Source organism: Simplicispira metamorpha, assembly GCF_004341365.1.
Taxonomy (GTDB): Bacteria; Pseudomonadota; Gammaproteobacteria; order Burkholderiales; family Burkholderiaceae_C; genus Simplicispira; species Simplicispira metamorpha.
Genome location: NZ_SLXH01000026.1, coordinates 20,810 through 44,694, shown reverse-complemented (window position 1 = coordinate 44,694; position 23,885 = coordinate 20,810). Strand labels below are relative to the sequence as shown.

Genomic DNA, 23,885 nt, shown 5'->3' with positions numbered 1-23,885 from the left:
GCACACGGACGCTGCCCATGGACATCCTTCCCCTGGCACTGCTGCTCACGGCAGGCATTTACTTTCTCAACGCACGCCAACAGCGCAAGCGCATTGCCCTGCTGGCCAGCCACCTGGGCCACTACCAGATCGAAAAACTGATGGAGGCCCTGACCGAAGGCTACCTGCGCGCCCTGGGCGAGAGCACGCCCGAGCGGCGCGAGCAAATCTGGAGCCTTTTGAGTACCACCGAGGCGCAGTTGAGCGAGCAGTTTGCCCGCTTTGCCAAGGATTTCTCCCAGGTCAGTGCGCAGGACGCGCGCGTCAGCCGCCTGGCCCTGCCCCTGCCGCTGGCCGAGGTCTGGCTGCCAAAGGCCACGTTTGACATGCGCCAGGCCCTGGCCATCCATGCGCGCGGCATTGCCAGCGCGGCCACCGCAGATGCCAGCACATCACCGCGTGACCGGGCTTTCACCATGTCGGCAGAACTGTTCTTGATGCAGCACACCTGCCACTGGTTTTGCAAGTCGCAGGCCGTGGCCTCGGCACGGGTGCTGGCGCGGCACAAGACGCCGCATGCACAGCTGGTGGCGTCGGTGTCGCCCGCCACGCGCCGCGATTACCTGGCGCTGATCAAAGGCGGCTAGCGCCCAGCGCCTGGCGCTCCAGCGTCTGGCGGGCCAGGGTGATGACGGGCGTATCCACCATGCGGCCATCAAGCACGCACACGCCGCCCGCAGCGGCTACAGCCGCCGCCAGCACGCGCTCGGCCCAGGCGCACTCGGCGGCGCTGGGCGCCAGGGTGGCATGTACGGTGGCGATCTGCGCCGGGTGGATGCACAGCTTGGCGCCAAAACCCCAGCGGCGGCTGCGCGCTGTGTCTTGCGCCAGCGCGGCGGCATCGCCGGTGGCGGTGGTCACGCCATCCACCGGAGCGGCCAGGCCCGCGCGCCGCGAGGCCAGCACCAGCGCCCAGCGCAGCGGCGCCAGCTCGGCCTGATCGGGGCCGCAGGCCATGCCCATATCCAGTTGCAGGTCGAGGTGGCCCAGCACCAGGCGCAGCACCTGGGGCGCACCCGCCAGCGCGTCCAGCGCCGCTGCGCCCTCGGCGCTTTCGACCAGCGGCAGCAACGCCGCGCCCGGGCAGGCGGCGGCCAGGGCGGCCAGCGTGGACGCGCGCTCGGCCTTGGCCAGCACCACGCCCGCCAGGCCCTGGCGCACCAGCGCGGCCAGCAGCGCCACATCGTCGGCGTGCCAGGGCGTGCCCTCGGCGTTGATGCGCACCAGCAGGCGCGCCCGGTCGGCGGCGGCCAGCGCGGGCCAGGCGGTGCGCAGCGCAGCGCGGGCGGCGGCACGGGCGGCGGGTGCCACGGCGTCTTCCAGGTCGATGATGACGGCGTCGGCACCGCTGGCCAGGGCCTTGGCGTAGCGCTCGGGCCGGTCGGCAGGCACAAACAAAAAGCTGCGCGCGCAGGCCAGCAGGGGGCGTACCGCTGGCGTCATGTGTCGGCCCCCAGCAGGCGGCCCACGCGCGGCCACTGCGCCACATGCCACAGGCGGTCTACGGCCTGCTGCATCTCGGTGGCGGTGGCGCCGCCGCTGAAGGCCGCCAGGCGCAGCGCCTTGGCGGTGATCTCGTCGCGGCTCAGGGTGTTGCCGGGGTCGCCCTTGGGCTCATCGACACGGCCATGCAGCACGCGGCCATCGGTGGTGGTGACGGTGACTTTGCCAATCCAGCGGCGCGGGTAGGCGCCATCGACTTCCGCGTCGAGTTGCATGGTCACTTTGTCGCGCAGGGCCTGGGTGGCATCGCTCAAAAAGTGCTGGTCAAACTCGGCCAGACCGGCGTGGCCAAACTGCGCCACCAGCGCCAGCACGGTGCCCATGCTGAACTTGCTCTGGTGGACAGTAACGGGCCGCACCACCGGCCCCAGCACGTCGATAGCGCCCTGGTGGACGTGCGTGACCACCCCCGCCAGATCGTCCGGCTGCAGCCGGTGCTGCTGCATGACCTGCAACAGCGCATCGGCCGCCGGGTGGGTGTGGCGGCAACTGGCGTGGTATTTGAACGAGGTTTCTGCGGTGGCCCAGCGGGTGCCCAGGCCATCGACCAGTTTGGCCGGGTCGGCATCGCTGGACATGCCAGCGGCCATGCCCTGCGGGCCTTCCAGGATTTGCGCTGCGCCGGTAAAGCCGTCTTGCGCGAGGTAGGCGGCCATCAAACCGGCCGCAGCGGCGTGGGCGGTGTGCAGCTGTTTGCTGTCGGCGGCGGTACGCAAAAACTCCCACAGGCCCGCCGCCTGCGTGCCCGCTGAACCCAGCGCGTGCAGCATCTGCTGTGCGTCCAACTTGAGCAAATGGCCCACGGCAGCCGCCGCCGCCAGCGTGCCCGCCGTGCCCGTGGTGTGGAACACCTTGTAGTGCGAGCGACCCAGAAATTCACCCACGCGGATGCCCACCTCGTAGCCCGCCACCGAGGCCGTCAGCAGATCGCGCCCGCTGGCGCCCATGGCCTGCGCCACCGCCACCGCCGCCGGAAACACCACCGTGGCCGGGTGGAACACCGAGCCGTTGTGTACATCGTCCTGCTCGGCCACGTGCGACGCGGCCGCATTGGCCATGGCCGCCAGATAGGGGCTGTTGCTGGTGCGCGAGACGATGGCCTCTGCCGCGCCCTGCCCGGCGCCCATCACCTGGGCAAAGCGGGCAATGCTGGCCACGGGCCGCGAGCCGTGCCCGGCCACCGCCGAGCCAAACCAGTCCACCAGCAGGTCTTCGGTCTTGCGAACCACGGCCTGCGGGAGGTGTTCAAAACGCAGATGGGCGGCAAAGGCGGCCAGTTGGGCGCTGGGAGTGGGCATGCGGGGGCTCCTGGTAAATTTTTAGTCAAATCGGCCTCTAGCGCTTACGGGGTGTGCGCTAGCAGCTATTCATTTCATAGTGATTGGGTGCAGCAGAATGCGGACGCGCACCTCAGACGGCGCCCGTGGCGCGCAGCTGCGCAATGTCGGCATCGCTGCGGCCCAGGGTGCGCAAGATGGCGTCGGTGTGCTCGCCCACCTGGGGCACGGCGTCCATGCGGTAGTCAAAGCTGCTGTGCCGCCCGGGGGGCAGCAGCGCCGGGATGTCGCCCGCCGGGCTGCCCACGGTACGCCAGCGGTTGCGCGCCTGCAATTGCGGGTGCGCCCACAGGTCGGCCATGGTGTTCATGCGAGCGTTGGCAATCTGCGCCTGCTCCAGCCGCTCCAGCACCTGGGCGGTGGTCAGCGGGGCAAAGGTTTCCAGGATCAGCGCCTGGAGGGCTTCGCGGTGGGCATTGCGCTTGGCGTTGGCGTCAAAGCGCGGGTCGGTGGCCAGCGCGGGGTTTTGCAATACCGTGTCGCAAAAGGCTTTCCATTCGCGCTCGTTTTGCAGGCCCAGCATCACCGTGCCGCCATCGCCCACGGCAAACGGGCCGTAGGGGTAGATGGAGGCGTGCGATGCCCCCGTGCGCGGCGGCGGCGCAGCGCCCTCGAAGGCGTAGTACATGGGGTAGCCCATCCACTCGCCCAGGGATTCGAGCATGGACACGTCGATGTGGCTGCCCTGGCCCGTTTTGCCGCGCTGCAACAGCGCCGCCAGGATGCTGCTGTAGGCGTACATGCCCGCCGCAATGTCGGCCACCGAGTTGCCCGCCTTGCTGGGCTCGTCGGGCGTGCCCGTGACCGATAAAAACCCCGCCTCGCTCTGGATCAGCAGGTCGTAGGCTTTTTTGTCGCGGTAGGGGCCGTCTTCGCCGTAGCCGGAGATGTCGCAAACGATGAGTTGCGGGTGGCTGACCTTGAGCGCCTCGTAGCCCAGGCCCATGCGGGCGGCGGCGCCCGGGGCCAGGTTTTGCACCAGCACATCGGCGCTGGCCAGAATGTCTTTGAGCACCGCCACGGCGCCCGGCTGCTTGAGGTCCAGCGTCAGGCTCTCCTTGGAGCGGTTGACCCAGACGAAGTGCGAAGCCTCGCCGCGCACGCGCTGGTCGTAGGCGCGGGCAAAGTCCCCCGCGCCGGGGCGCTCGACCTTGATGACGCGCGCGCCCAGGTCGGCCAGTTGCCGGGTGCAGAACGGCGCGGCAATCGCGTGTTCCAGAGATACGACGGTGATGCCGTCCAGTGGCCTGGTCATAAAAAGCCCTCAGAAGGAGCGTGGCAGCCCAAGCACATGCTCGGCCACGTAGCTGTAGATCATGTTGGTGGAAATCGGCGCCACCTGGTACAGACGGGTTTCGCGGAATTTGCGCTCGATGTCGTATTCGCAGGCAAAGCCGAAGCCGCCGTGCGTCTGCATGCACACGTTGGCCGCCTCCCAGCTGGCCTTGGCGGCCAGGTACTTGGCCATGTTGGCCTCGGCGCCTGCGTTCTGGTGGGCGTCGATCATGGCGCAGGCTTTCCAGCGCATCAGGTTGGCCGCTTCCAGCTCGATGAAGGCATCGGCAATCGGAAACTGCACGCCCTGGTTCTGGCCGATGGGGCGGCCAAACACCACGCGCTCGTTCGCATACTTGGCGGCGCGGTCAATGAACCAGTAGCCATCGCCAATGCACTCGGCGGCAATCAGCGTGCGCTCGGCGTTCAGGCCGTCCAGCAGGGTCTTGAAGCCCTTGCCTTCTTCGCCCAGCAGCGCGTCCTCGGGGATTTCCAGGTGGTCGAAGAACAGTTCGTTGGTCTCGTGGTTGACCATGTTCAGGATGGGGCGCACCGTCAGGCCGTTGCCAATCGCCGTTTTCAGGTCGATGAGGAAGCAGGACAGGCCATCGGAGCGCTTCTTCACCTGGTCGGCGGGCGTGGTGCGCGCCAGCAAAATCATCAAATCGCTGTGCTGTATGCGCGAGATCCAGACCTTTTGCCCGTTGATGACCCAGCGGCCATCCTTCTTCACCGCCGTGGTCTTGAGCTTGGTGGTGTCGCTGCCGGTGGTGGGCTCGGTCACGCCCATGGACTGGATGCGCAGCGCACCCGAGGCGATCTGGGGCAGGTACTTTTCTTTTTGCGCCTGTGAGCCGCTGCGCACGATGGCGTTCATCACGTACATCTGGCCGTGGCAGGCACCGGAGTTGCCGCCGCTGCGGTTGATTTCTTCCATGATGACCGAGGCTTCGGCCATGGACAGGCCCGAGCCGCCGTACTCCTGCGGGATCAGCGCGGCCATCCAGCCGGCTTTGGTCAGGGCATCGACAAATGCTTCGGGGTAGGCGCGGGCCTCATCGACTTTGCGGAAGTATTCGTCGGGGAACTGGGCGCACAGGGCGCGCACGGCGTCGCGGATTTCCTGGTACTGGTCGGGCTGGTGGGTCATGGTGGTTTTTTCCAGTTTTTTGGGGCTCTAGCGCTTACCTGGCAAGCGCTGGCAGCTATGGTTTTTGATGCAATCAGTGTCAGAACAACGCGGCGCTGCCCTGCATGGTGAGGAACCCCTCGTGGTCGTTACCCCACAGGCGCACGGTTTTGCCGTCGGCGGCCGGGGCGCCGTTCAGGCCAAAGGGGTGCAAATCAAACGTCGGGCGCACGGCCTTGAACTGGAAGCTCTTGAGGCGGGCATCGGGCACATGGCGGCGCACCAAGTCCACCAGCAGCGTGGCAATCAAGGGGCCATGCACGATCAGGCCGGGGTAGCCCTCGACCTGGGTGACGTACTGGCGGTCGTAGTGGATGCGGTGGCCGTTGAAGGTGAGTGCCGAGTAGCGAAACAGCAGCACGTCATCGGGCGTGATGGTGCGCTGCCAGGGCGCGCCGGTGTCGGCGACGGTGGGCGGGGGCACCGGGTCGCCCGGTTGCTGCGCGGCGCGGTACACGATGTCGTGCTCTTCGGTCAGCGCCAAGCCCCGGGCGTTAGAGATTTCATGCTTGACCAGCACAAACACCAGATCGCCGGTGCGGCCCGCCTTGTGCGTGACCGATTCAATGCGCGAGACGCGCTGCACCGCATCGCCGACCACCAGCGGGTTGTTTTCTTCCCAGCGCAAGCGGCCACCGGCCCACATGCGCCGGGGCAGTGGCACCGGCGGCAAAAAGCCACCGCGCGCCGGGTGGCCGTCCGGCCCCAGACCGCTGTGGCGCACCTGCGGCAAAAAATACAGCCAGTGCCACAGCGGCGCCAGCGCGGTGCCGGGCACGGGGGAGGCGTCGTCGCGGTCCAGCGTGGCCGACAGGCCGCTCACCGGCGCGGCGGTGATGCTGTCGGTCAGGGTTTCGGTGCGGCCCGTCCAGGTTTGCAGATGGGCCAGTTGTGCCGCATCCACGGTGCGGGCGTCGGGGGTGAAGGTGCTGCTCATGGCCGCCATGGTCGCCGCACACCGGCGTGGGCACAATCACTGTTTTCAAAAGCAAGGCTTCTGCAATTTCGAAGTCTGGTGCCGCGCTGCACTACCATGGCGGCATGCACTTTGACCTGACCGACCTGCGCCTGTTCGTGCTCACCGCCGACGAAGGCAACCTCACCCGCGCCGCTGCGCGCCAGCACCTGTCGCTGGCCGCCGCCAGTGCCCGCATCAAGGCGCTGGAGACCCAGGCGGGCCTGCCCCTGCTCTACCGCGAAGCCCGGGGCGTGCGCCTGTCGCCCCCCGGCGAGGCCTTTTTGCACCACGCGCGCGGCGTGCTGCGCCAGACCGAACAGCTGCGCGCCGATTTGCAGGAGTACGGCGGCGGCCTGCGCGGCCACCTGCGGGTGTTTGCCAACACCACCGCCGTGACCGATTTCATGCCCGAAATCCTGCCCACCTTTTTGGCGGCCAACCCCAAAGTCAATATCGACCTTCAGGAAAAACCGAATGCTGAGATTGCCCGTGGCGTGCTGGACGGGCGTGCTGATCTGGGCATCGTGGCCGGACAGGTCGATACGCTGGGGCTGCAAGCCCTGCACTTCAGCACCGACCGGCTGGTGCTGGTGGCAGCGCACAACCACCCACTGGCCCGCCACGCCACCATCGCCTTTGCCGAGACGCTGGAACAAGACCACGTGGGCATGCACCACGGCAGCACGCTGCAAAACTTTCTGGCGCAAGTGACCGACAAGCTGGGCAAGCCGCTCAAACTCCGTATCCAGCTATCGAGCTTTGACGCCATGTGCCGCATGATTGGCGCCGGTGTGGGCGTGGGCATCGTCCCCGAGAGCGCCGCGCGGCGCAACCAGGCCAGCATGCAACTGGCGCTGATTGAGCTGACCGACCCCTGGAGTGTGCGCGAGCGCTACATCCTGGTGCGCGACCAGGACAAGCTGCCCAGCTACGCCCAGGCGCTGATCGACACGCTGCGGGGGCATTACCAGCCGGGGGTAGCGCCCTTGGGCTGACTGGTACATTGCTCCGCATGAACAAGGTCATTCACAGTCGAATCGCGCCACACTGCCAACGGCATCTTGAGACAGGCCGGTATCGCTGAGCGGTTCTGGGCTGTATGCCTCTGTCGGGGGTACTGCGGGCTGGATGCACTGGCACCGCGCAAATAAAGAACAACACAACGCCATCGCGTCAAACTGGATTGGACAGGCGCAATGCCAACATTGAACTGGATCGGCAAGGATGCCGTCGTCAAACACCACAAAAATGTGCCATTTCGCCTGCTGGAGCCGGTGCCAGAACTCTCTTTCCGCCCGGCAGATGCGGGCAACCTGATTGTGCAGGGCGACAACCTGCACGCCCTCAAAGCGTTGCTGCCGCGCTATGCCGGACAGGTGAAATGCATCTATATTGACCCGCCCTACAACACCGGCAACGGGGGCAGGATCTATAGCGACAACGTCAACAGCCCGGAGATTCGCCAGTGGCTGGGCGAGGTGGTTGGCAAAGAAGGCATCACCTTCAAGCAACCCCCTTACGCGCTGGAGCTTTGACCCGATGGCCGAGCGCAAAGTCATCATCATTGCCGGCCCCAATGGCGCAGGTAAAACTACCTTTGCCCGCGAGTTTTTACCCAATGAGGCGGGCTGCCCCCAATTTTTGAATGCCGATCTGATTGCGGCTGGCTTGGCACCGTTTGCCCCCGAAAGCGCCGCTTTGCCAGCAGCGCGGCTGATGCTGGCAGAACTGGAGCGGCATTTCCAGACCGGGCAAAGCTTTGCTTTTGAAACCACGCTGTCGGGGCGCGCCTACCTGCGCCACATCGCCCGTTGGCGTGCGGCTGGCTACCGGGTGGAGTTAATTTTTCTGCGGCTTGCCAGCGCACAGGAGGCGCTGGCACGGGTGGCGCAGCGGGTCAAACAAGGGGGGCACCATATTCCTGAAGCCGTGATCCGCCGCCGCTTTGCTGCCGGACTGGACAACCTGAGCCGCCATTACGCCCCTGCCGTGGATGCGTGGGCGCTGTACGACAACTCGGGCGAAGAACCGATTTTGCTGAACTGGAGCGAAGCACCATGACCCCTTCCCAACCGATTGAGAACGCAAACAATGCCGACCTGCGGGGCTCCTGGCTGGCCTTGCAACGCGCTGCACTGCGCGCACGGCAAATTGCAGCGCAGACGGGCACCGCCGTAGTGGTCATGCGCAACGGGGTGCTAGAGCATGTCTATCCCCAGGTGGGCCACACCGACAGCCCGCCAAAAGACGCGGCTCCCGTGAACGGAAAACCCACATGAGCGCCTTCACGCCCAAGCGCTCTCAAGAGCAAGTGCTGGACAGCGTGCAAGCCTTTCCAAGACTTGCCATGGCCTGATTGCGCCCTGGGGCAGCTGGTTACGGGCGCATCCCGGACGCACCATCCCGCCTACTCGGGCTTGAAGCCCAGTTTCTGCAGCAAGGTTTTCTCGCGGGCAAACTGCTCTTGCGCGTATTGGCGGTACGCGGCGGGGTCCATGCGGTAGGGCATGAAGTCGTAATCCTCCAGCACCTTCTGGTAGATCGGATCGGTGGCGGCCTGGCTGAAGACGGTATGCAGGCGATCGACCACCGCAGCGTCCATGCCCCGGGGCCCGACGATGCCAAAGGGCGAGTACACGCTCAGGCCATAGCCCAGCTCTTTGACCGTGGGCACCGCTGGAAAGCGCTGAAGCCGCTGGTCGGTGAACGAGGCCAGCACCCGCAGCTTGCCCGACAGCGCCACCGGCCCCACGCCGGGGTCGCCGTACACATCCAAGTGGCCGCCCATCAACGCCGTGATGGCCTCGGCACCGCCCTTGTAAGGAACCATGTTGAACTGCCCACCCACCAGCCGCGCCAGCTGCTCGCCCGCAATGCGGTTGGCACTGGTCGCGCCCACGGTGCCGTAGCTGATGGCGCCAGGGCGCGCTTTGGCGTCGGCCAGCAGCTCCTGCAAATTCTTCCAGGGGGCATCGGCCCGCACCGTAATCAGCGTGGACAGACTGGCCAACCCGGTGATGTACGTGAAGTCAACCAACGGGTCCCAACCCACTTTCTGTAGCAACGGCTGGCGCAACACGGCGTTGTGCATCAGCGCCAGGGTGTGTCCGTCGGGGGCCACGTTCTGCGTCAGGCTCGCGGTGCCCGTCACGCCGCCACCACCGGGCCGGTGCATGATGACCACGGGCTGGCCCAACTCCGCCATGGCCACATGGGTGATGGCACGCACCATGGCGTCGGCGCTGCCGCCGGGCGGAAACGGCAGCAGCACCGTGATCGGTTTGGCAGGAAAAGGCGATGTGGCGGCTGTGGCGGCCCCTGGCAAAGCCGCCGCCAACGCGCCCACGGACAACAACTGGCGCCCAAACTGGCGCCGCGATGCAGAAAAATTTGCACGGGAATCGGTCATGTTTGTCTCCTGGTAGTGGTTTTTGGTGTCTGTCGCGCTGACCACTCTAGGCAGCAGCACCGCAGGCGGCGATGGCCGGAAGATTCATTTCGTTTGGCAAGAAGCGACACCGCCTGCGCCGTGCGGGCGCAGCAACGCCCCAGGCATGGACGTTTCTGCCAATGGCTTTGAGCTGATCGGTGATTGCCCGGGCAGGGTGCATGCGCTCCAATCTGATGGCGCATACCTACAACGACCCAAGGAGACAAGATGTACCTGACTGCCGGACTGCACCGCTCGCTGCAACGCCACCCCGACAAGATCGCCCTCGTGGACGGCCATTGCCGCCTGTCTTTTGGCCAGTTGCATGCGCGCGTGGCGCGCTTGGCCGCCGCTTTGCAGCAACTGGGCGTGCAGCCCGGCGACCGCATCGCCGTGCTGGCCCACAACAGCGCCCGCTATGTCGAGACCACCCTGGCCGTCTGGTGGTGCGGCGCAACGCTCAACCCGGTCAACACGCGCTGGAGCCTGGCCGAGATCACCTATGCACTCAACGACTGCGCCGCGCGCGTGCTGCTGGTGGACGATGCCTTCACCACCCTGGCGCACGATGTGGTGCCACCAGTGGCCAGCCTCTGCGCCACCGTCCACCTGGGCCACGCACCCACACCCGAGGGCCTGCACAGCTACGAAGCCCTGATCGATGCCGCCACCCCGGTGGAAGACGCCCGCCCCAGCGCTGATGCCCTGGCCGCCATCCTCTACACCGGCGGCACCACGGGCTTTCCCAAGGGCGTGATGCTGTCGCACCACAACTTCTGGTCTTCCAGCGTGGGGCGCACCGCCGAGGTGCCCAATCCCAGCGACTTCGTGACGCTGCTGATTGCACCGCTGTTCCATGTAGCCGGATTGGGCCGCCTGATTGGCCAGCTCATCGTGGGTGGCACCTGCGTCACCCTGCCCGCTTTTCGGCCCGACACGGTGCTGCACACCATCCAGGAAGAAGGCATCACCGACATGGTGATGGTGCCCAGCATGGTTCAGATGCTGCTGGACACGCCCACCTTTGGCCAGCACGACCTGAGCAGCCTGCGCCGCATCCTCTGGGGCGCAGCGCCCATGGCCCTGCCGCTGCTGGAGCGCGCGCTGGCCGCCTTGCCCCACGTCGAATTCATCCACGCCTACGGCATGACCGAGACGGCGGCCTCGGTCTCGGTACACCGCATTGGCCAGGCGCCCGAGGAGCGGCGCGGCGAGTGCATCCGCTCGGCGGGCCGCGCTGGCTACGCCACCGAGATCCGCGTGGCCGACCCCGAAGGCCGCGAAGTGCCCACCGGTGACGCGGGCGAAATCCTGGTGCGCGGCCCCGTGGTCATGGTCGGCTACTGGGGCCGCCCCGAAGAGACGGCGCAGGCGCTGCACGGCGGCTGGCTGCACACCGGCGATGGCGGCTACATGGACGCACAAGGGCGCCTCTACGTGGTCGACAGGCTCAAAGACATGATCATCTCGGGCGGCGAAAACGTGTACCCCGCCGAGGTCGAGGAGGCCCTGGGCCGACACCCTGCCGTTGCCACCTGCGCGGTCATCGGCGTCCCGAGTGCCAAATGGGGCGAAGCGGTGCATGCGGTGGTGGTGCTGCGCGAAGGCGCAGAGGCCACCGCCGAGGAGCTGCGCGCCCACTGTCGCACCCGGCTGGGCGGCTACAAATGCCCGGAGAGCATCGAGTTTCGCCACAGCCTGCCCTTGTCGGCTGCGGGCAAAGTGCTCAAAAGCGAGCTGCGCAAGTCCTGCGGGAGCGCCGCATGAGCCCGGCAAACACCCCGGCAAGCCCCTGCGCCAGCGTGCCCGGGCGCTTCGCTGACGTGTTCAAGCAGGTGCCGTTCATGCAGCTGCTCGGCGTCACGCGCGAAGTTTCGGCCAACGGCTACGCGCGCCTGTCCATGCCAGTGCGCCCGGAACTGACCAACCTGTTCGACGCGGCCCACGGCGGCGTGCTGGCCACCTTGCTCGATAGCGCCATGGCCAGTGCCGCCATGTCCAGCGTGAACTTTGAGGCTGGCGTCGTCACGCTGAACCTGAACACCAGCTTCCTGGCCTCGGGCCGTGGGCGGCTGGTGATTGAGGGCTGGCACACCGGCGGCGGGCGTTCAATTTGCTACTGCGAAGGCACCGTGCGCGGGGAAAACCAGGAGGTGCTGGCGCGGGCGATGGCATCGTTCAAGTTCAAGCAACTGGCGCCGCCCCAGGAGATGGCGCAGGGCTGATGGCACCAGCAGCGCAAGGCGCCCGCGCCCTGCGCTGCCCCGGCTACGGCTGGGGAGCCTGCTCCAGCAAACTGCGTTTGAGCACCTTGCCGCTTTGCGTCATGGGCAGGCTGTCCATGGCGATGAAGTGGCTGGGGCGCTTGTAGGGCGCCAGGTGCTCGGCCACATGGGCGTGTAGCGCAGCGCGCAGCCCGTCGGGGGTACTGGCAGTGCCGGGCCGCACTTCATAAAACGCCCAGATGGCTTCATTGCCGTCCGATTCGCGCTGGCCCACCACGGCGCTGCGCTGGATGGCGGGGTGGCTGTTGAGCACGGCCTCGACCTCGCCGGGGTACACGTTGAAGCCCGAGCGGATGATCATCTCTTTGAGCCGCCCCACCACGTACAGCGCGCCATCGGCATCCTGGTAGCCCAAATCGCCGCTGGCGTACCAGCCGCCGGGCTGCATGACCTGGGCGGTGGCCTCGGGGTCGCGGAAGTAGCCGGGCATCAAGCCCACGCCGCGCATCCAGATTTCGCCGCGCTCACCAGCGGGCAGGTCGCGGCCTTCGCTATCGACGATGCGCAGTTCAGCGCCTTCGACCAGGTAGCCCGCCGAGGTGTCTTCGCGCTGGCTGCCCCGGGGCACCAGGCACAGCGCACCCGCGTACTCCGACAGGCCGTAGCCGTGGTGCAGCGGCTGACCAAAGCGGCGCTGCACGGCGTGCTTGAGCGCCATGTCCAGCGGCGCGGCGCCCGTGTACACGTAGCGCAGCTGCGGTGCGGCGGGCTGCTCAATACCTTGCGCATCCAGCCAGGCCAGCAGCCGCGTGAACATGGCGGGCGGCCCTTGCAGGTTCGACAGCCCGTGGTGCGCCAGGGCCTCGAACACATTGGCCGGATCAAAACGGCTGCGCATCAGCAAGCCAGCGCCCGCGTACAACGAGGCCATCAGCACCGTGCCCAGGCCAAAAATGTGCGTCATCGGCAGGTAGGCATACGAGCGGTCTTGCGGCCCCAGCGCACGCGACTGGCTGGACACACGGGCAAACTGCAGCAACCCCGCGTGCGACACCAGCACCCCCTTGGGCGTGCCCGTGGTGCCCGAGGTAAAAATCACCGCCGCCACCTGCTGCGCCAGCGGTGCGGGCTCGGCCAGGGCCTGGGTGCGCACGGGCGAGCGCGACAGGCCCGCCACCACCGAAGGCACAGCTGCTGCATCCTGGGCGTGCCCGGCGGCCACGTCCGACACGCCCGCCGTGAAATACACCAGGCGCGGGTCGGCCTTGGCGATGAAGGCGCGGATCTCGCCGCGCGACATGCGGGCGTTGACGCCGCACGACCACGCACCGATGCGGCTGCACGCCAGAATCAGCGCCACATGCTCGGGGCAGTTCTCGGCCACGATGAGCACGCGGTCGCCCTCGACCACGCCGTGCGCCTGCATCTCGCGGGCCAGCGCATCGACCAGCGTGCCCAGGTCGGCAAACGTCCATTCCCGCTCGGGGGCGTACAAAAAAACCTCTTGCGGCGCGCTGGCCAGGCGCTGGTCAAACAGGGTGTGGATGCACGCGCTGGCGGCTGCGCTGGGGTGCGTACTGGTCATGCCTTACTCCACCTGGATGCCTTTGGCCACCGTGGCCCACAAGGCGCGTTCGCGGGCGGCGCGCTCGCTCAGCGTCTGCGGGCTGCCGTTCCACTGGTCATAGCCCTGCTCGGCCAACTTGGCCTTGAATTCGTCCAGGGCCAGCGTGCGCTGCACCGCCGTGTGAAAACGCTGCACCATGTCGGCAGGCATTTTGGGCGGGCCATACAGGCCGTACCAGCCGCCCACGTCGTAGTCGGCAATGCCCAGCTCGCGCATGGAGGGCACGTCGGGCATGGCGGCGTTACGGTCTTTGGACGTGACGGCCACCGCGCGCACCCGGCCCGTGTTCACGTAGTTGCGCCCGGTGCCGATGATGTCGAACATCATGGCCAGCTGGCCGCCAATCACATCGGTCATGGCCGGGGCGTTGCCCTTGTAGGGGATGTGGTTGAGGTCAATGCCCGCGCGGCGCGCAAACAGCTCGCCGCTCAGGTGGTTGGAGGCGCCCACGCCCGCCGACCCATAGGCCAGCTTGCCGGGGTGGGCCTTGGCGTAGGCCACCAGCTCGGGCAGGCTCTTGAAGGGCAGGTCTTTGTTGATGACCAGCACGTTGGCGTAGCTCAGGATGGGCGCCAGCGGCGTCAGGTCTTTGGCCGGATCGAACGGCATGGCCTTGAGCACGTTGGGGCTGATGGTCATGGTGGGGCTGGCGGCAAAGTACAGCGTCAGGCCGTTGGGCGCGGACTTGGCCACGGCGTCACCGGCCATGGTGCCCCCGGCACCGGCGCGGTTTTCTACCATCACCGTCTGGCCCAGGGCTTTGGCAAACAGCGGCGCAAACTGGCGCGCCACCGCATCCACCGGGCCCCCGGCGGCGTAGCCCACCACCAGGCGGATGGGCTGGTCGCTGTTCGGGGCCGGGGCATTCTGTGGCCAGGCGCTGCCACAGGCCAGGGCCAGGGCGCTGGCTATCCAGAGGCGGCGCGATGCGCCCGCAGTGTTCTTGACGGTCATGCTTGTCTCCTGTTGTCGTTGTAGAAATCCAAAATCTCAGGGCCGCACGTACCGGAAGGTGCCCATGGCACGGGCCACGGTGTGACCGGCCTCGTCTTCAATGCGGCATTCGCAAAAACACACCGATTTGCCACCGCCCTGCACGCTGGCGTGGGCCACCAGGCGGCCATGGGCGGGTTTGAGAAAGCTGCTGGTCATGTCGATGGTGACCACGGCCTTGGTAAAGCCCGAGGCCGACAGCGCCGCGCTGGACATGGCGCTGTCCATCAGCGACATGAGCACGCCGCCATGGACTGCCTGGTGGTTGTTGGTCAGATCGGCGCGCGGCTGCAGCACCAGGCGGGCCACGCCGTCCTGGGCGTACTCGCGCTGCAAGCCCAGCAGGTGGTTGAAGGGCACCTGGGCAAACAGCTGCGAGGTGTCCACACCGTCCGAGGCCAGGTCGGGCGCATCGCCGGGCAGATCGGCCACGGCGCCGCTGGGCAGGGCGGCGGTCATGCGCGGGCGGCGCGCACCATGTTGCGCGCGATGATGAGCTGCTGGATTTGTGTGGTGCCTTCGTACAGGCGAAACAGGCGCACGTCGCGGTAAAAGCGCTCGATGCCGTACTCGGCCATGTAGCCCGCGCCGCCCAGAATCTGCACGGCGCGGTCGGCCACACGGCCCACCATTTCAGTGGCAAACATCTTGCTGCACGAGGCCTCGGTGGCCACGTTTTTGCCATCGTCGCGGCGGCGGGCGGCGTCAATGGTCATGCACTCGGCGGCATACAGCTCGGCCTGGCTGTCGGCCAGCATGGCCTGCACCAGCTGGAATTCGGCAATGGGCTGGCCAAACTGCTGGCGCTCCAGCGCGTAGTTCAGCGCGTCGCGCAGCACGCGCTGGGCCACGCCCACGGCCACGGCGGCGATGTGGATGCGGCCTTTTTCCAACACCTTCATCGCCGTCTTGAAGCCCTGGCCTTCTTTCAGGCCAATCAGGTTGGCGGCGGGCACCTTCACGTTGTCAAAAATCACGTCGCAGGTGTGGGCGCCGCGCTGGCCCATTTTTTTGTCGTACTTGCCAAAGCTGATGCCGGGCGATTTCGCATCGACGATGAAAGACGAGACGCCGCCCGCACCCTTGTCCTCGGGGTTGGTGCGCGCCATCAGCGTGAACATGCCCGCGTGCGGCGCGTTGGTGATGTAGCGCTTGGTGCCGTTGACGATGTAGAAGTCGCCCTCGCGGCGGGCCGAGGTGCGCAGCGAGGCGGCGTCCGAGCCCGCCTCCGGCTCGGTCAGCGCAAACGAGGCAATCACCTCGCCCGTGGCCAGCTTGGGCAGCCACTGGGCCTGCTGCTCGGGCGTGCCGTCCATCAAGATGCCCTGCGAGCCAATGCCCACCGTGGTGCCGATGATGGAGCGAAATGCCGGTGCGGTCTGGCACAGCTCGAACAGCACGCGGCATTCCTCCTCCATGGTCAGCTCCAGGCCGCCAAACTTTTCTGGAATGGTCATGCCGAACAGGCCCAGATCGCGCATCTCTTGCACGATGGCTTCGGGGATTTCGTCGGTCTCGGAGACTTCGTTTTCGGCGGGCACCAGGCGCTCGCGGACAAAGCGGCGCACGCTGTCGAGCAGGGCTTCAAGGGTTTCGTTGTCGCGGATCATGTCAATTTCCTTGGGGTGCGCAAGCCACCGGGGCGGCTGCGGGGTGGTCAATGCACAGGGGCGGTGCGGGGGCCAGAAGGTTTCAGGTCTTTTTGGCCTCCAGCGCCCGCCGGATAAGCGCGAGCAGCTATCAAAAAAAGAGTGCTTGCGCAGGCCGCAAAAAGTTTTAAGTGTTTTGGTGCTGCAAGGCCCGTGCGGTGGGCGCTAGCAGCTATCCAATCCATAGCGTTACAGCGCCTCGGCGGTGCCCAGAATGGCGGTGGACTGGCTCGACAGCGTGCCGCCGTTGCCGTGTGCCAGCGCGGTCTGCACACCGGCCACCTGGCGCGCACCGGCCTCGCCGCGCAGCTGGCGCACCGCCTCGATCACGGTGAAGATGCCGTACATGCCCGGGTGGGTACACGAGAGGCCGCCGCCGTTGGTGTTGACCGCCAGCCGCCCGCCCGGGGCGATGGCGCCGTTCTCGACAAACGCGCCGCCCTCGCCCTTGGCGCAAAAGCCCAGGTCTTCCAGAAACAGCAGCGTGTTGATGGTGAAGGCGTCGTACAGCTCGACCACGCCCATGTCCTTGGGCGCCAGCCCGGCCATGGCAAAGGCCTCGCGGCCCGACTGGCTGGCCGCCGTCACCGTCAGATCGTGCATGGAGGAGATTTGGCGGTTCCAGTTGGCGGTGGCGTTGCCCAGCACATAGACGGGCTTTTTCGGCAAGGTGGTGGCGCGGTCGGCGCGCACCAGCACGAAGGCGCCGCCGCCGTCAGTGACCAGGCAGGAGTCGCGCACCGTCAGCGGGTCGGACACCATGCGCGCCTTGAGCACGTCGTCGATGGTCAGCGGGTCGCGCAGGAAGGCTTCGGGGTTGAGCTGCGCCCACTGGCGCGCGGCCACGGCCACCTCGGCCAGCTGGCGCCGCGTGGTGCCGTACTGGTGCATGTGGCGGCGCGCGGCCAGCGCGTAGGCCGACAGCGGCTGCATGGGCTCGAAGGGCGTCTCGTAGGGCTGGGGGTCCATCACGCGGCGGGCCTTGGCGATTTCGGCGCGGCCAAAGGTGCTGCTGCGCTGCGTGCTGCCGTAGCACACCAGCACGGCGTTGCACTGGCCCGCTTGCAGCGCCATCATGGCCGGCAGGATGTGCGCGACAAAGCTGGAGCCGCCAATCATGGTGCTGTTGATGTAGCGCGGGTTGATGCCCAGGTACTCGGTCACGGGCATGGGCCACATGGTGGAGAGCACGCTGGCGGTACACAGGCCGTCGATGTCGCTCATCTTCAGGCCCGCATCGGCCACGGCGGCGCGGGCGGCATGGGCGAGCACTTCCATCTCGGTAAAGCCCGTGGCCTCGCCGCAGCCAAAGGTGGCCACCCCGGCAATGGCGGCACTGCCGCGCAGCGCCTGCAAACCCGACGAGGTGTGGATGGCCGCCGACGCTGCCGGGCCGCGCGGCACGGGCTGCGCGGCGGTGGCGGCGGGCGCACCGACCACGGGGTCGAACACGACCACGCCCTGGTCGCCCTGTTGCACCACGCGCGCCTGCACGCGCTGGCCCATCTGCACGGCATCGACCGGCTGGACTTCAACGCGGCTCATCAGGCGCACGCCTTCGTCCAGGTCAATCAGGCTGACGTTGTAGTTGCCGCCCGCCTCGGGCTTGCGCGCAATGGTGGTGGTGGAATACACCGTGCCGTAGCCGCTGGGCGCTACCCATTGCAGATCGTGGGCGCCGCAGTGCGGGCAGCTCTCACGCGGGAAATAGACATGCTGGCTGCAGCCGGTGCAGCGCTGGATCAGGAACTGGCCCGCGTTCAGCTGGGCTTGGTACTGGGCCTGAACGCCCGGGGTGGTATCGCTCATGGTGCGTGCTCTCGTGGCGCTGCGGGGCTCAGATGGGGTCCCAGGTGAACACGTCACCCGAGCGGTCGAGGTCAAAGTAGCTGGCCTTGAGGGCGGGCAGCGCGTGCGCGGCCACGCTTTGCGGCGTCCAGCCCTCGCTGCGGTGTACCGAGCGCACGGGGCGCGGCTGGCTGATGAGGAAGATTTCGTTGTTGCGCACGGCAAAAATCTGGCCGTTGGTGTCGGCAGACACATCGCTGGCCAGGCACACGGCCAGCGGGGCAATCTTGGCGGGCGTCATCTGCTTGATGCGCTCGACGCGGGCTTTTTCGGCATCGGTTTCGGTGGGAATGGAGCCGATCATGCGGCTCCAGGCAAACGGCGCAATGCAGTTGCTGCGCACGTTGAACTTCTGCATGTCCAGCGCAATGGACTTGGACAGCGCGGCCACGCCCAGCTTGGCGGCGGCGTAGTTGGCCTGGCCAAAGTTGCCGATCAGGCCCGAGGTGGAGGTCATGTGGATGTAGTTGCCACTGCCCTGCTCTTTGAAGTGGTTGGCAGCAGCGCGGCTGACGTAGTAGGCGCCGTACAGGTGCACCTTGATGACGGCATCCCACTCGTCCAGGCTCATTTTGTGGAAGAAGCGGTCGCGCAGAATGCCTGCGTTGTTCACCACCACATCGATGCGGCCAAAGGTGTCCAGGGCGGTCTGGATGATGCGGCCTGCCGCCACCACATCCGAAACGCTGTCGGTGTTGGCAGCGGCCTCGCCGCCCAGGGCCTTGATTTCATCGACCACTTTTTGTGCCGGGCCAGCGTCGTTGCCTTCACCGCTGACAGAGGCTCCAATGTCGTTGACCACCACTTTGGCGCCTTCGCGGGCCATGGCCAGGGCGATGTCGCGGCCAATGCCGCCGCCTGCGCCCGTCACCACCACCACTTTGCCTTCAACCATGCCTTGTGTGCTCATTTGTGCGTGCTCCTGTAAGTTGTCCGGGCTGTGCTGCCCCTGTGGCCCTGGGGCCTGTCGGTGTTTCAACGTCCGGCGCGGGCCGTGTGGCAGGGCGCTGGCCCGGTGCCCCACGCTGTGGCCAGCGGGTGGCGCGGCCGGTGTGTTGTCGGGTTCTATGTTCGTGTGCGGACGGGCATCCCACAATCACTGATTTCAGTAGCAAGCCTTCGCCCATACCGAACACACCCCGTCGCGCCCACAAAAAAGCCCCGCCATGGCGGGGCCGGGTGCGCACAGGGGCGGCGCCCAGGCGCGCTCAGGGCTGGGCGGGCCAGACAAAGCTGGCAGGCTCTTTGCGCAGAAAACGCTGCACGGCGTCACGGTGGTCTGGGGTGCCCATGGCCAGCGACTGGGCGTTGGCCTCCAGCTCCAAGAGCGTGGCCAGGTCGTGGCCGGGCGCAGCCAGCGCACGCTTGATGAGCGATACCGCCACCGGCGAGGCCTGCACAAAGCTGCGCGCCAGGGCCTGCGCCCGGGCCTGCAATTGCTCGGGCGGGTGCAGCTCCATGGCGATGCCCAGCGCCAGCGCCTCTTGCGCGCCCACTTCGCGCGCCGACAGCATCAGCTCACGGGCGCGCTGCGGCCCCACGATGCGCGGCAGGGTGTAAAACGCCGCGCAGTCGGGCACCAGCCCCACCTTGATGAAAGACATGCAAAAACGCGCGCGCGGCGTGGCGATGATGAAATCGGCCAGCAGCGCCAGGCTGAAACCGGCGCCGTAGGCCGCACCATCGACGGCGGCAATGATGGGGCGGTCGAGCGTCAACAGGTCTTGCAGCCAGTCGTGCAGGTTGGTCAGGCGCTCGCGCCAGCCCGCGTTGTCCAGGCCCACGCTGGCGATGTTGCTCAGGTCGCCGCCCGAGCAAAAATGCGTGCCTTCACCCGTGAGCACCAGGGCGCGGATGCTGCGGTCGCGGCGCACGGTGGCCACCACCTCGGCAATTTCTTCGCGCATGCGCGGCTCGAAGGCGTTGCGCTTGGCGGGGTTGTGAAAAGTGAGCGTGGCGACCTGGTCGCACACCGCAAAGCGGATCAGTTCGTAAGGCTGGGGCATGGGGGCGTCTCCGTCAGGCAGCCAGGGCGTGGCTGAGGTCGCGCCCGCCGTGCAGCGAGCTGCCGCCATCGACCGGAATGACGGCGCCCGTCACAAACTGCGCGCGCGCCGAGCCCAGGAACAAGGCCATGTCGGCAATTTCTTCGACCTGGCCAAAGCGGCGCAGGGGCACGGTGCGGGCCATGGCCTCCAGCGCTTCGGGCGAGGGGGCCAGGCGGCGCACGCCTTCGGTGTCGGCAATCGGGCCGGGCACGATGGAGTTGACGCGCACGCCATCCACGCCCCACTCCATGGCCAGCACGCGCGTCAGCATGTCCACCCCGGCCTTGGCAGCGCACACATGGGCCTGGTACATGGTGGGGTTGAAGGCCTGCGGCGCAGAGATGTTGAGCGCACAGGCGCCAGGCTTGCGCAAAAAGGCGTGGCCTTGGCGCAGCACGTTGAAGGTGCCCACCAGATCGATATCGACCACGGTGCGAAAGCCCTTGGCCGACATGCCCAGCGCCGGGGCGACAAAGTTGCCCGCTGCGCCCGAGACCAGCACGTCGAAGTCGCCGATCTGGTGGTGGGCCTGCTCCAGTGCGGCACCGATGGCATCGGCGTCGCGCACATCGGCGCTGTAGCCCCAGGCCGGTAGCCCCTGGGCGCGCAGACCGGCCACAGCCGCCTCGACGCGCTCGGGGGAGCGGCTGGCAATGGCCACGCGCGCACCCTGACGGGCAAAGGCCTGGGCCAGTGCCAGGTTGATGCCGCTGCTGCCGCCCGCCACAAATACGGCTTTGCCGGTGTAGTTTTCACGCTCTGCCATGGGTGTCTCCTGTGTTGTGCTGGTGTGGTTGCAAGGTGGGCGCTGCGCTCAGGCGCCCTGGGGTGCGCCGGGGGTGCGGTGCTGCGCTTGCAGCTCGCGCCACAAAATTTTTCCGGTGCCGGACTTGGGCAGGTGCTCCACAAACTCGATCAGGCGCGGCACCTTGTAGGCGGCCATGCGCTCGCGGCTCCAGTCGATCAGTTCCTGCTCTGTCACCTGGCCGCGCTGCGGGGGCTTGAGCACGATCAGCGCTTTGACGGTTTCGCCGCGCTTGGCGTCGTCCACGGCAATCACGCAGGCTTCGTGGATAGCGGGGTGCTCGTACATGGTGCTTTCCACCTCGGCGGGCCAGACCTTGAAGCCCGAGGCGTTGATCATGCGTTTGAGGCGGTCGCGCATGAAGTAATAGCCGTCTTCGTCGATGCTGGCCAGATCGCCGGTGCGGAAAAACCGCTTGCCATCGCGCTCAAAAAAAGCGGCGCGGTTGGCCTCTTCGTTGCGCCAGTAGCCCTGCATGACCTGCGGGCCATGGGTGACGAGTTCACCGACTTCGCCCAGCGGCAGGTCTTCCAGCGTCTCGGGGTCCACGATGCGCGACTCGACGCCCTGCGTGGGCATGCCCAGGCACTGGCGCTTGCCGCGCGAGAGCGGGTTGCCGTGCAGGAAGGAGGCGGTTTCGGTCAGGCCGTAGCCCTCGTTGTAGCTCAGGCCAAAGCGCTCGGCCAGCATGGTGGCCACGGCCTCGGGCATGGCCGCGCCGCCGCCCGACAGCAGCGTCAGGCTGGAGAGGTCGCATTGCTGGGCCTGCGGCTGGGCGAACAGGTCGATCACCATCGACGGCGGCGCCGTCCAGACGGTGACGCGGTGGCGCTCTATCAGCTGCGCGGCCTGCACCGGATTCCAGCGCGGCATCATGATGATGGTGCCGCCCAGCGTGATGGGCACGTTCATGCCGTTTTGCAGGCCCAGCATGTGGAACATGGGCGCCACGCACAGAATGACCGAATCCACATTGAGCTGGCGCCACACCTGGGAGGCCACGTTCGACGCCAACAGCGTGGCGTGCGTGTGCATGCAGCCCTTGGGGTGGCCGGTGGTGCCGGAGGTGTAGGGAATCACGGCCAGGTCGTCGGCACTGCCCGTGGTGGGTGCAGGCTGCAGCCCGGCGGCGATGGCGTCTTCCAAACCGTGCCAGGCCAGGCCGGGCAGCGGCAGGCGCGGGGCCAGCACCACGTCGGGCAGTTCATCGTGCAGGGCGGCGCTGTCGCGCGTGGTGCTCAGGGCGTCGCTGTAGGCCAGCACCAGGGCGGCGTCCAGCAGGCCCTGGGCCATGCAGGTTTGTACTGGCGCGGCCAGCTCCTGGGCCACCACCACCACGCGGGCGCCGCTGTCTTCGGCGTAGTAGCGCAGTTCTTCAGCGGTGCTCATGGGGCTGACAGGCACGATGGCCGCACCCGCACGCAAGGCGGCATAAAAGGCGGTGATGAACTGCGGGCAGTTCTGGCCCATCAGCAGCACGCGGTCGCCCTGGCGCACGCCCAGGCGCTGTTGCAGGTAAGCGGCCAGCGCATCGACACGCGCCCGCAGGCTGCGGTAATCGGTGGTGGCGCCGCCATAGACGATGGCGGGCTTGTCGGGGTAGCGGCGGGCCGCTACTTCCAGGTAGTCCACCAAGGTCACGCGCGGCACGCGCACATCGTGCGGCACGCCCTTGGGCCAGAAGCGGTGGTGCAAAGGCGCCATGGCAATGTCTCCAGTTGTTCTTGTCTTGGTGTGCAAAGGGATGGCAAGGCGGGCGGCACAAGGCGTGCGCTGCGCCCCGGTGCTGCCCTGCCTGATTGGTTGCTGCTTAGAGCTTGCGCGAGATCAGCTCTTTCATAACCTCGCTGGTGCCGCCGTAGATGCGGTTGACGCGCGAATCGACAAAGGCGCGCGCAATCGGGTACTCCATCATGTAGCCGTAGCCGCCGTAGAGTTGCAGCAGCTCATCGAGGCTGCGGCCCAGCTCTTCGGTGGCGTAGAGCTTGGCAATGGCGGCTTCTTCCACCGTCAGCTTGCGCCGCATGTGTTCGGCCAGGTACTGGTCCACCATCATGCGCAGGGCCGTGGTGCGGGCCTTGATCTCGGCCAGCTTGAAGCGGGTGTTCTGGAAGTCGAACACGGTTTGCCCGAACACCTTGCGCTCTTTGGTGTAGCGGATGGTCTCGTCCAGCATCACCTCCAGCTTGGTGGCAGCCCCCACGGCGATGATGAAACGCTCTTGCGCCAGCTCCTGCATCAGGTAGGCAAAGCCCTTGTTCTCTTCGCCCAGCAGGTTGCTGACGGGCACACGCACGTCCTCAAAGAACAGCTCGGCGGTGTCGGCGGCTTCCTGGCCCATTTTTTCCAGCTTGCGGCCTTTTTTGAAGCCCGCCCGGTCGGCCTCGACCAGGATCAGCGACACGCCCTTGGCACCCAGCTCGGGCTGGGTCTTGGCCACGACCACGATGAGGTCGCAGTTCAGGCCATTGGAGATGAAGGTTTTGGCGCCATTGATGACGTACTCGTCGCCCTCGCGGCGGGCCGTGGTGCGGATGGCTTTCAGGTCGCTGCCCGCGCCGGGCTCGCTCATGGCAATCGCCAGAATCACCTCGCCGCTGGCGGCCTTGGGCAGCCACTGGCGCTTTTGCGCTTCGGTGCCCAGGCGCTCGATGTAGGGCGCCACGATGTCTGAGTGCAGGCCGAACCCCAGACCGCTGATGCCAGCGCGGGCGATTTCTTCGACGATGACGGCAGAGTGGCCAAAGTCGCCACCGGCGCCGCCCCACTCGGGGTCAAGGGCGGTACACAGCAGACCCTCGCGCCCGGCCTTGAGCCAGGTTTCGCGGTCTACCTTGCCATCTTGGTCCCATTGGGCCTGGCGCGGCTTGCACTCGCGTTCCAGAAAACGGCGCACCGTCTGGCGCAGCATTTCATGGTCTTCACGGAACACCGTGCGGGGAAAAGTCAGAACGCTTTC

23 protein-coding genes and 1 pseudogene are annotated in these 23,885 nt (G+C 66.9%); 7 read left to right on the top strand and 17 right to left on the bottom strand.

From position 1 onward, the window contains the following. The first annotated feature begins 17 nt into the window (after positions 1–17). Positions 18–626 carry a hypothetical protein gene (locus tag EV674_RS13520; RefSeq protein WP_119014093.1) on the top strand — a complete coding sequence of 203 codons (609 nt, stop codon included), beginning with the start codon at positions 18–20 and terminating at the stop codon, positions 624–626. Here EV674_RS13520 and EV674_RS13515 read toward each other — a convergent pair. The 5 genes from EV674_RS13515 to EV674_RS13495 form a co-directional block, all read right to left on the bottom strand. Further along, positions 613–1,482, bottom strand: coding sequence for an HpcH/HpaI aldolase/citrate lyase family protein (locus EV674_RS13515; protein WP_119014092.1), 870 nt, complete (start codon positions 1,480–1,482; stop codon positions 613–615). The genes EV674_RS13520 and EV674_RS13515 overlap by 14 nt on opposite strands. After that, a complete protein-coding gene (locus EV674_RS13510; RefSeq protein WP_119014091.1) occupies positions 1,479–2,840 on the bottom strand; it encodes an MmgE/PrpD family protein in 1,362 nt (453 codons plus the stop codon). The genes EV674_RS13515 and EV674_RS13510 overlap by 4 nt, the downstream gene beginning before the upstream one ends. 112 nt (positions 2,841–2,952) lie before the next feature. Next, on the bottom strand, positions 2,953–4,134 hold the full coding sequence (locus tag EV674_RS13505; RefSeq protein WP_119014090.1) for a CaiB/BaiF CoA transferase family protein: 1,182 nt from the start codon (positions 4,132–4,134) through the stop codon (positions 2,953–2,955). Between the two features lie 9 nt (positions 4,135–4,143). Further along, positions 4,144–5,304 (bottom strand): acyl-CoA dehydrogenase family protein, encoded by a 1,161-nt coding sequence (locus EV674_RS13500; RefSeq protein ID WP_119014089.1) that lies wholly within the window; start codon positions 5,302–5,304, stop codon positions 4,144–4,146. A 79-nt stretch (positions 5,305–5,383) separates the two neighbouring features. After that, positions 5,384–6,289 (bottom strand): HTD2 family dehydratase, encoded by a 906-nt coding sequence (locus EV674_RS13495; RefSeq protein WP_119014088.1) that lies wholly within the window; start codon positions 6,287–6,289, stop codon positions 5,384–5,386. A gap of 95 nt (positions 6,290–6,384) precedes the next feature. Here EV674_RS13495 and EV674_RS13490 point away from each other — a divergent pair, with 95 nt between their 5' ends. From EV674_RS13490 to EV674_RS13475, 4 genes are all read left to right on the top strand, one after another. Continuing rightward, complete coding sequence (locus tag EV674_RS13490) at positions 6,385–7,296, top strand: LysR family transcriptional regulator (RefSeq protein WP_119014087.1); 912 nt, start codon at positions 6,385–6,387, stop codon at positions 7,294–7,296. A 201-nt stretch (positions 7,297–7,497) separates the two neighbouring features. Next, on the top strand, positions 7,498–7,836 hold the full coding sequence (locus EV674_RS13485) for a hypothetical protein (protein ID WP_119014086.1): 339 nt from the start codon (positions 7,498–7,500) through the stop codon (positions 7,834–7,836). A 4-nt stretch (positions 7,837–7,840) separates the two neighbouring features. Continuing rightward, positions 7,841–8,362, top strand: coding sequence for an ATPase (locus EV674_RS13480; RefSeq protein WP_119014085.1), 522 nt, complete (start codon positions 7,841–7,843; stop codon positions 8,360–8,362). Beyond that, positions 8,359–8,580, top strand: a complete 222-nt coding sequence (locus EV674_RS13475; protein ID WP_119014084.1) for a hypothetical protein — start codon at positions 8,359–8,361, stop codon at positions 8,578–8,580. The genes EV674_RS13480 and EV674_RS13475 overlap by 4 nt, the downstream gene beginning before the upstream one ends. A gap of 128 nt (positions 8,581–8,708) precedes the next feature. On the opposite strand, the gene EV674_RS13470 is transcribed toward EV674_RS13475, so the two are convergent. Continuing rightward, on the bottom strand, positions 8,709–9,710 hold the full coding sequence (locus tag EV674_RS13470) for a tripartite tricarboxylate transporter substrate binding protein (RefSeq protein WP_119014117.1): 1,002 nt from the start codon (positions 9,708–9,710) through the stop codon (positions 8,709–8,711). A 249-nt stretch (positions 9,711–9,959) separates the two neighbouring features. On the opposite strand from EV674_RS13470, the gene EV674_RS13465 reads away from it, so the two are divergent. Both EV674_RS13465 and EV674_RS13460 read left to right on the top strand, forming a co-directional pair. Beyond that, positions 9,960–11,498: an acyl-CoA synthetase gene (locus EV674_RS13465; RefSeq protein ID WP_119014083.1), complete on the top strand. Its 1,539-nt coding sequence runs from the start codon at positions 9,960–9,962 to the stop codon at positions 11,496–11,498. Further along, positions 11,495–11,956 carry a PaaI family thioesterase gene (locus tag EV674_RS13460; protein WP_119014082.1) on the top strand — a complete coding sequence of 154 codons (462 nt, stop codon included), beginning with the start codon at positions 11,495–11,497 and terminating at the stop codon, positions 11,954–11,956. Before EV674_RS13465 ends, EV674_RS13460 begins: the two co-directional genes overlap by 4 nt. A gap of 43 nt (positions 11,957–11,999) precedes the next feature. Here the strand turns inward: EV674_RS13460 and EV674_RS13455 are convergent, their stop codons facing one another. The 11 genes and pseudogenes from EV674_RS13455 to EV674_RS13410 form a co-directional block, all read right to left on the bottom strand. Continuing rightward, on the bottom strand, positions 12,000–13,541 hold the full coding sequence (locus EV674_RS13455) for a class I adenylate-forming enzyme family protein (RefSeq protein ID WP_119014081.1): 1,542 nt from the start codon (positions 13,539–13,541) through the stop codon (positions 12,000–12,002). A gap of 3 nt (positions 13,542–13,544) precedes the next feature. After that, positions 13,545–14,537 carry a Bug family tripartite tricarboxylate transporter substrate binding protein gene (locus EV674_RS13450; RefSeq protein WP_119014080.1) on the bottom strand — a complete coding sequence of 331 codons (993 nt, stop codon included), beginning with the start codon at positions 14,535–14,537 and terminating at the stop codon, positions 13,545–13,547. A gap of 36 nt (positions 14,538–14,573) precedes the next feature. Then, a complete protein-coding gene (locus EV674_RS13445) occupies positions 14,574–15,035 on the bottom strand; it encodes a PaaI family thioesterase (RefSeq protein ID WP_119014079.1) in 462 nt (153 codons plus the stop codon). Next, positions 15,032–16,186 (bottom strand): acyl-CoA dehydrogenase family protein, encoded by a 1,155-nt coding sequence (locus EV674_RS13440; RefSeq protein ID WP_119014116.1) that lies wholly within the window; start codon positions 16,184–16,186, stop codon positions 15,032–15,034. Before EV674_RS13440 ends, EV674_RS13445 begins: the two co-directional genes overlap by 4 nt. A gap of 228 nt (positions 16,187–16,414) precedes the next feature. Then, on the bottom strand, positions 16,415–17,599 hold the full coding sequence (locus EV674_RS13435) for a thiolase (RefSeq protein ID WP_374761692.1): 1,185 nt from the start codon (positions 17,597–17,599) through the stop codon (positions 16,415–16,417). A 117-nt stretch (positions 17,600–17,716) separates the two neighbouring features. Further along, positions 17,717–18,034, bottom strand: a pseudogene (locus EV674_RS17820) (Zn-ribbon domain-containing OB-fold protein); the annotation flags it as partial. A gap of 28 nt (positions 18,035–18,062) precedes the next feature. Further along, positions 18,063–18,968 carry an SDR family NAD(P)-dependent oxidoreductase gene (locus tag EV674_RS13430; protein WP_119014115.1) on the bottom strand — a complete coding sequence of 302 codons (906 nt, stop codon included), beginning with the start codon at positions 18,966–18,968 and terminating at the stop codon, positions 18,063–18,065. A 313-nt stretch (positions 18,969–19,281) separates the two neighbouring features. Continuing rightward, the gene (locus EV674_RS13425) at positions 19,282–20,079 is read right to left on the bottom strand and encodes an enoyl-CoA hydratase/isomerase family protein (protein WP_119014077.1); all 798 of its coding nucleotides are present in this window, start codon (positions 20,077–20,079) and stop codon (positions 19,282–19,284) included. A gap of 13 nt (positions 20,080–20,092) precedes the next feature. Further along, the gene (locus tag EV674_RS13420; RefSeq protein WP_119014076.1) at positions 20,093–20,887 is read right to left on the bottom strand and encodes an SDR family oxidoreductase; all 795 of its coding nucleotides are present in this window, start codon (positions 20,885–20,887) and stop codon (positions 20,093–20,095) included. 48 nt (positions 20,888–20,935) lie between these two features. After that, on the bottom strand, positions 20,936–22,630 hold the full coding sequence (locus EV674_RS13415; RefSeq protein ID WP_119014075.1) for a long-chain-fatty-acid--CoA ligase: 1,695 nt from the start codon (positions 22,628–22,630) through the stop codon (positions 20,936–20,938). A 106-nt stretch (positions 22,631–22,736) separates the two neighbouring features. Continuing rightward, positions 22,737–23,876, bottom strand: coding sequence for an acyl-CoA dehydrogenase family protein (locus EV674_RS13410; protein ID WP_119014114.1), 1,140 nt, complete (start codon positions 23,874–23,876; stop codon positions 22,737–22,739). Between the last annotated feature and the right edge of the window lie 9 nt (positions 23,877–23,885).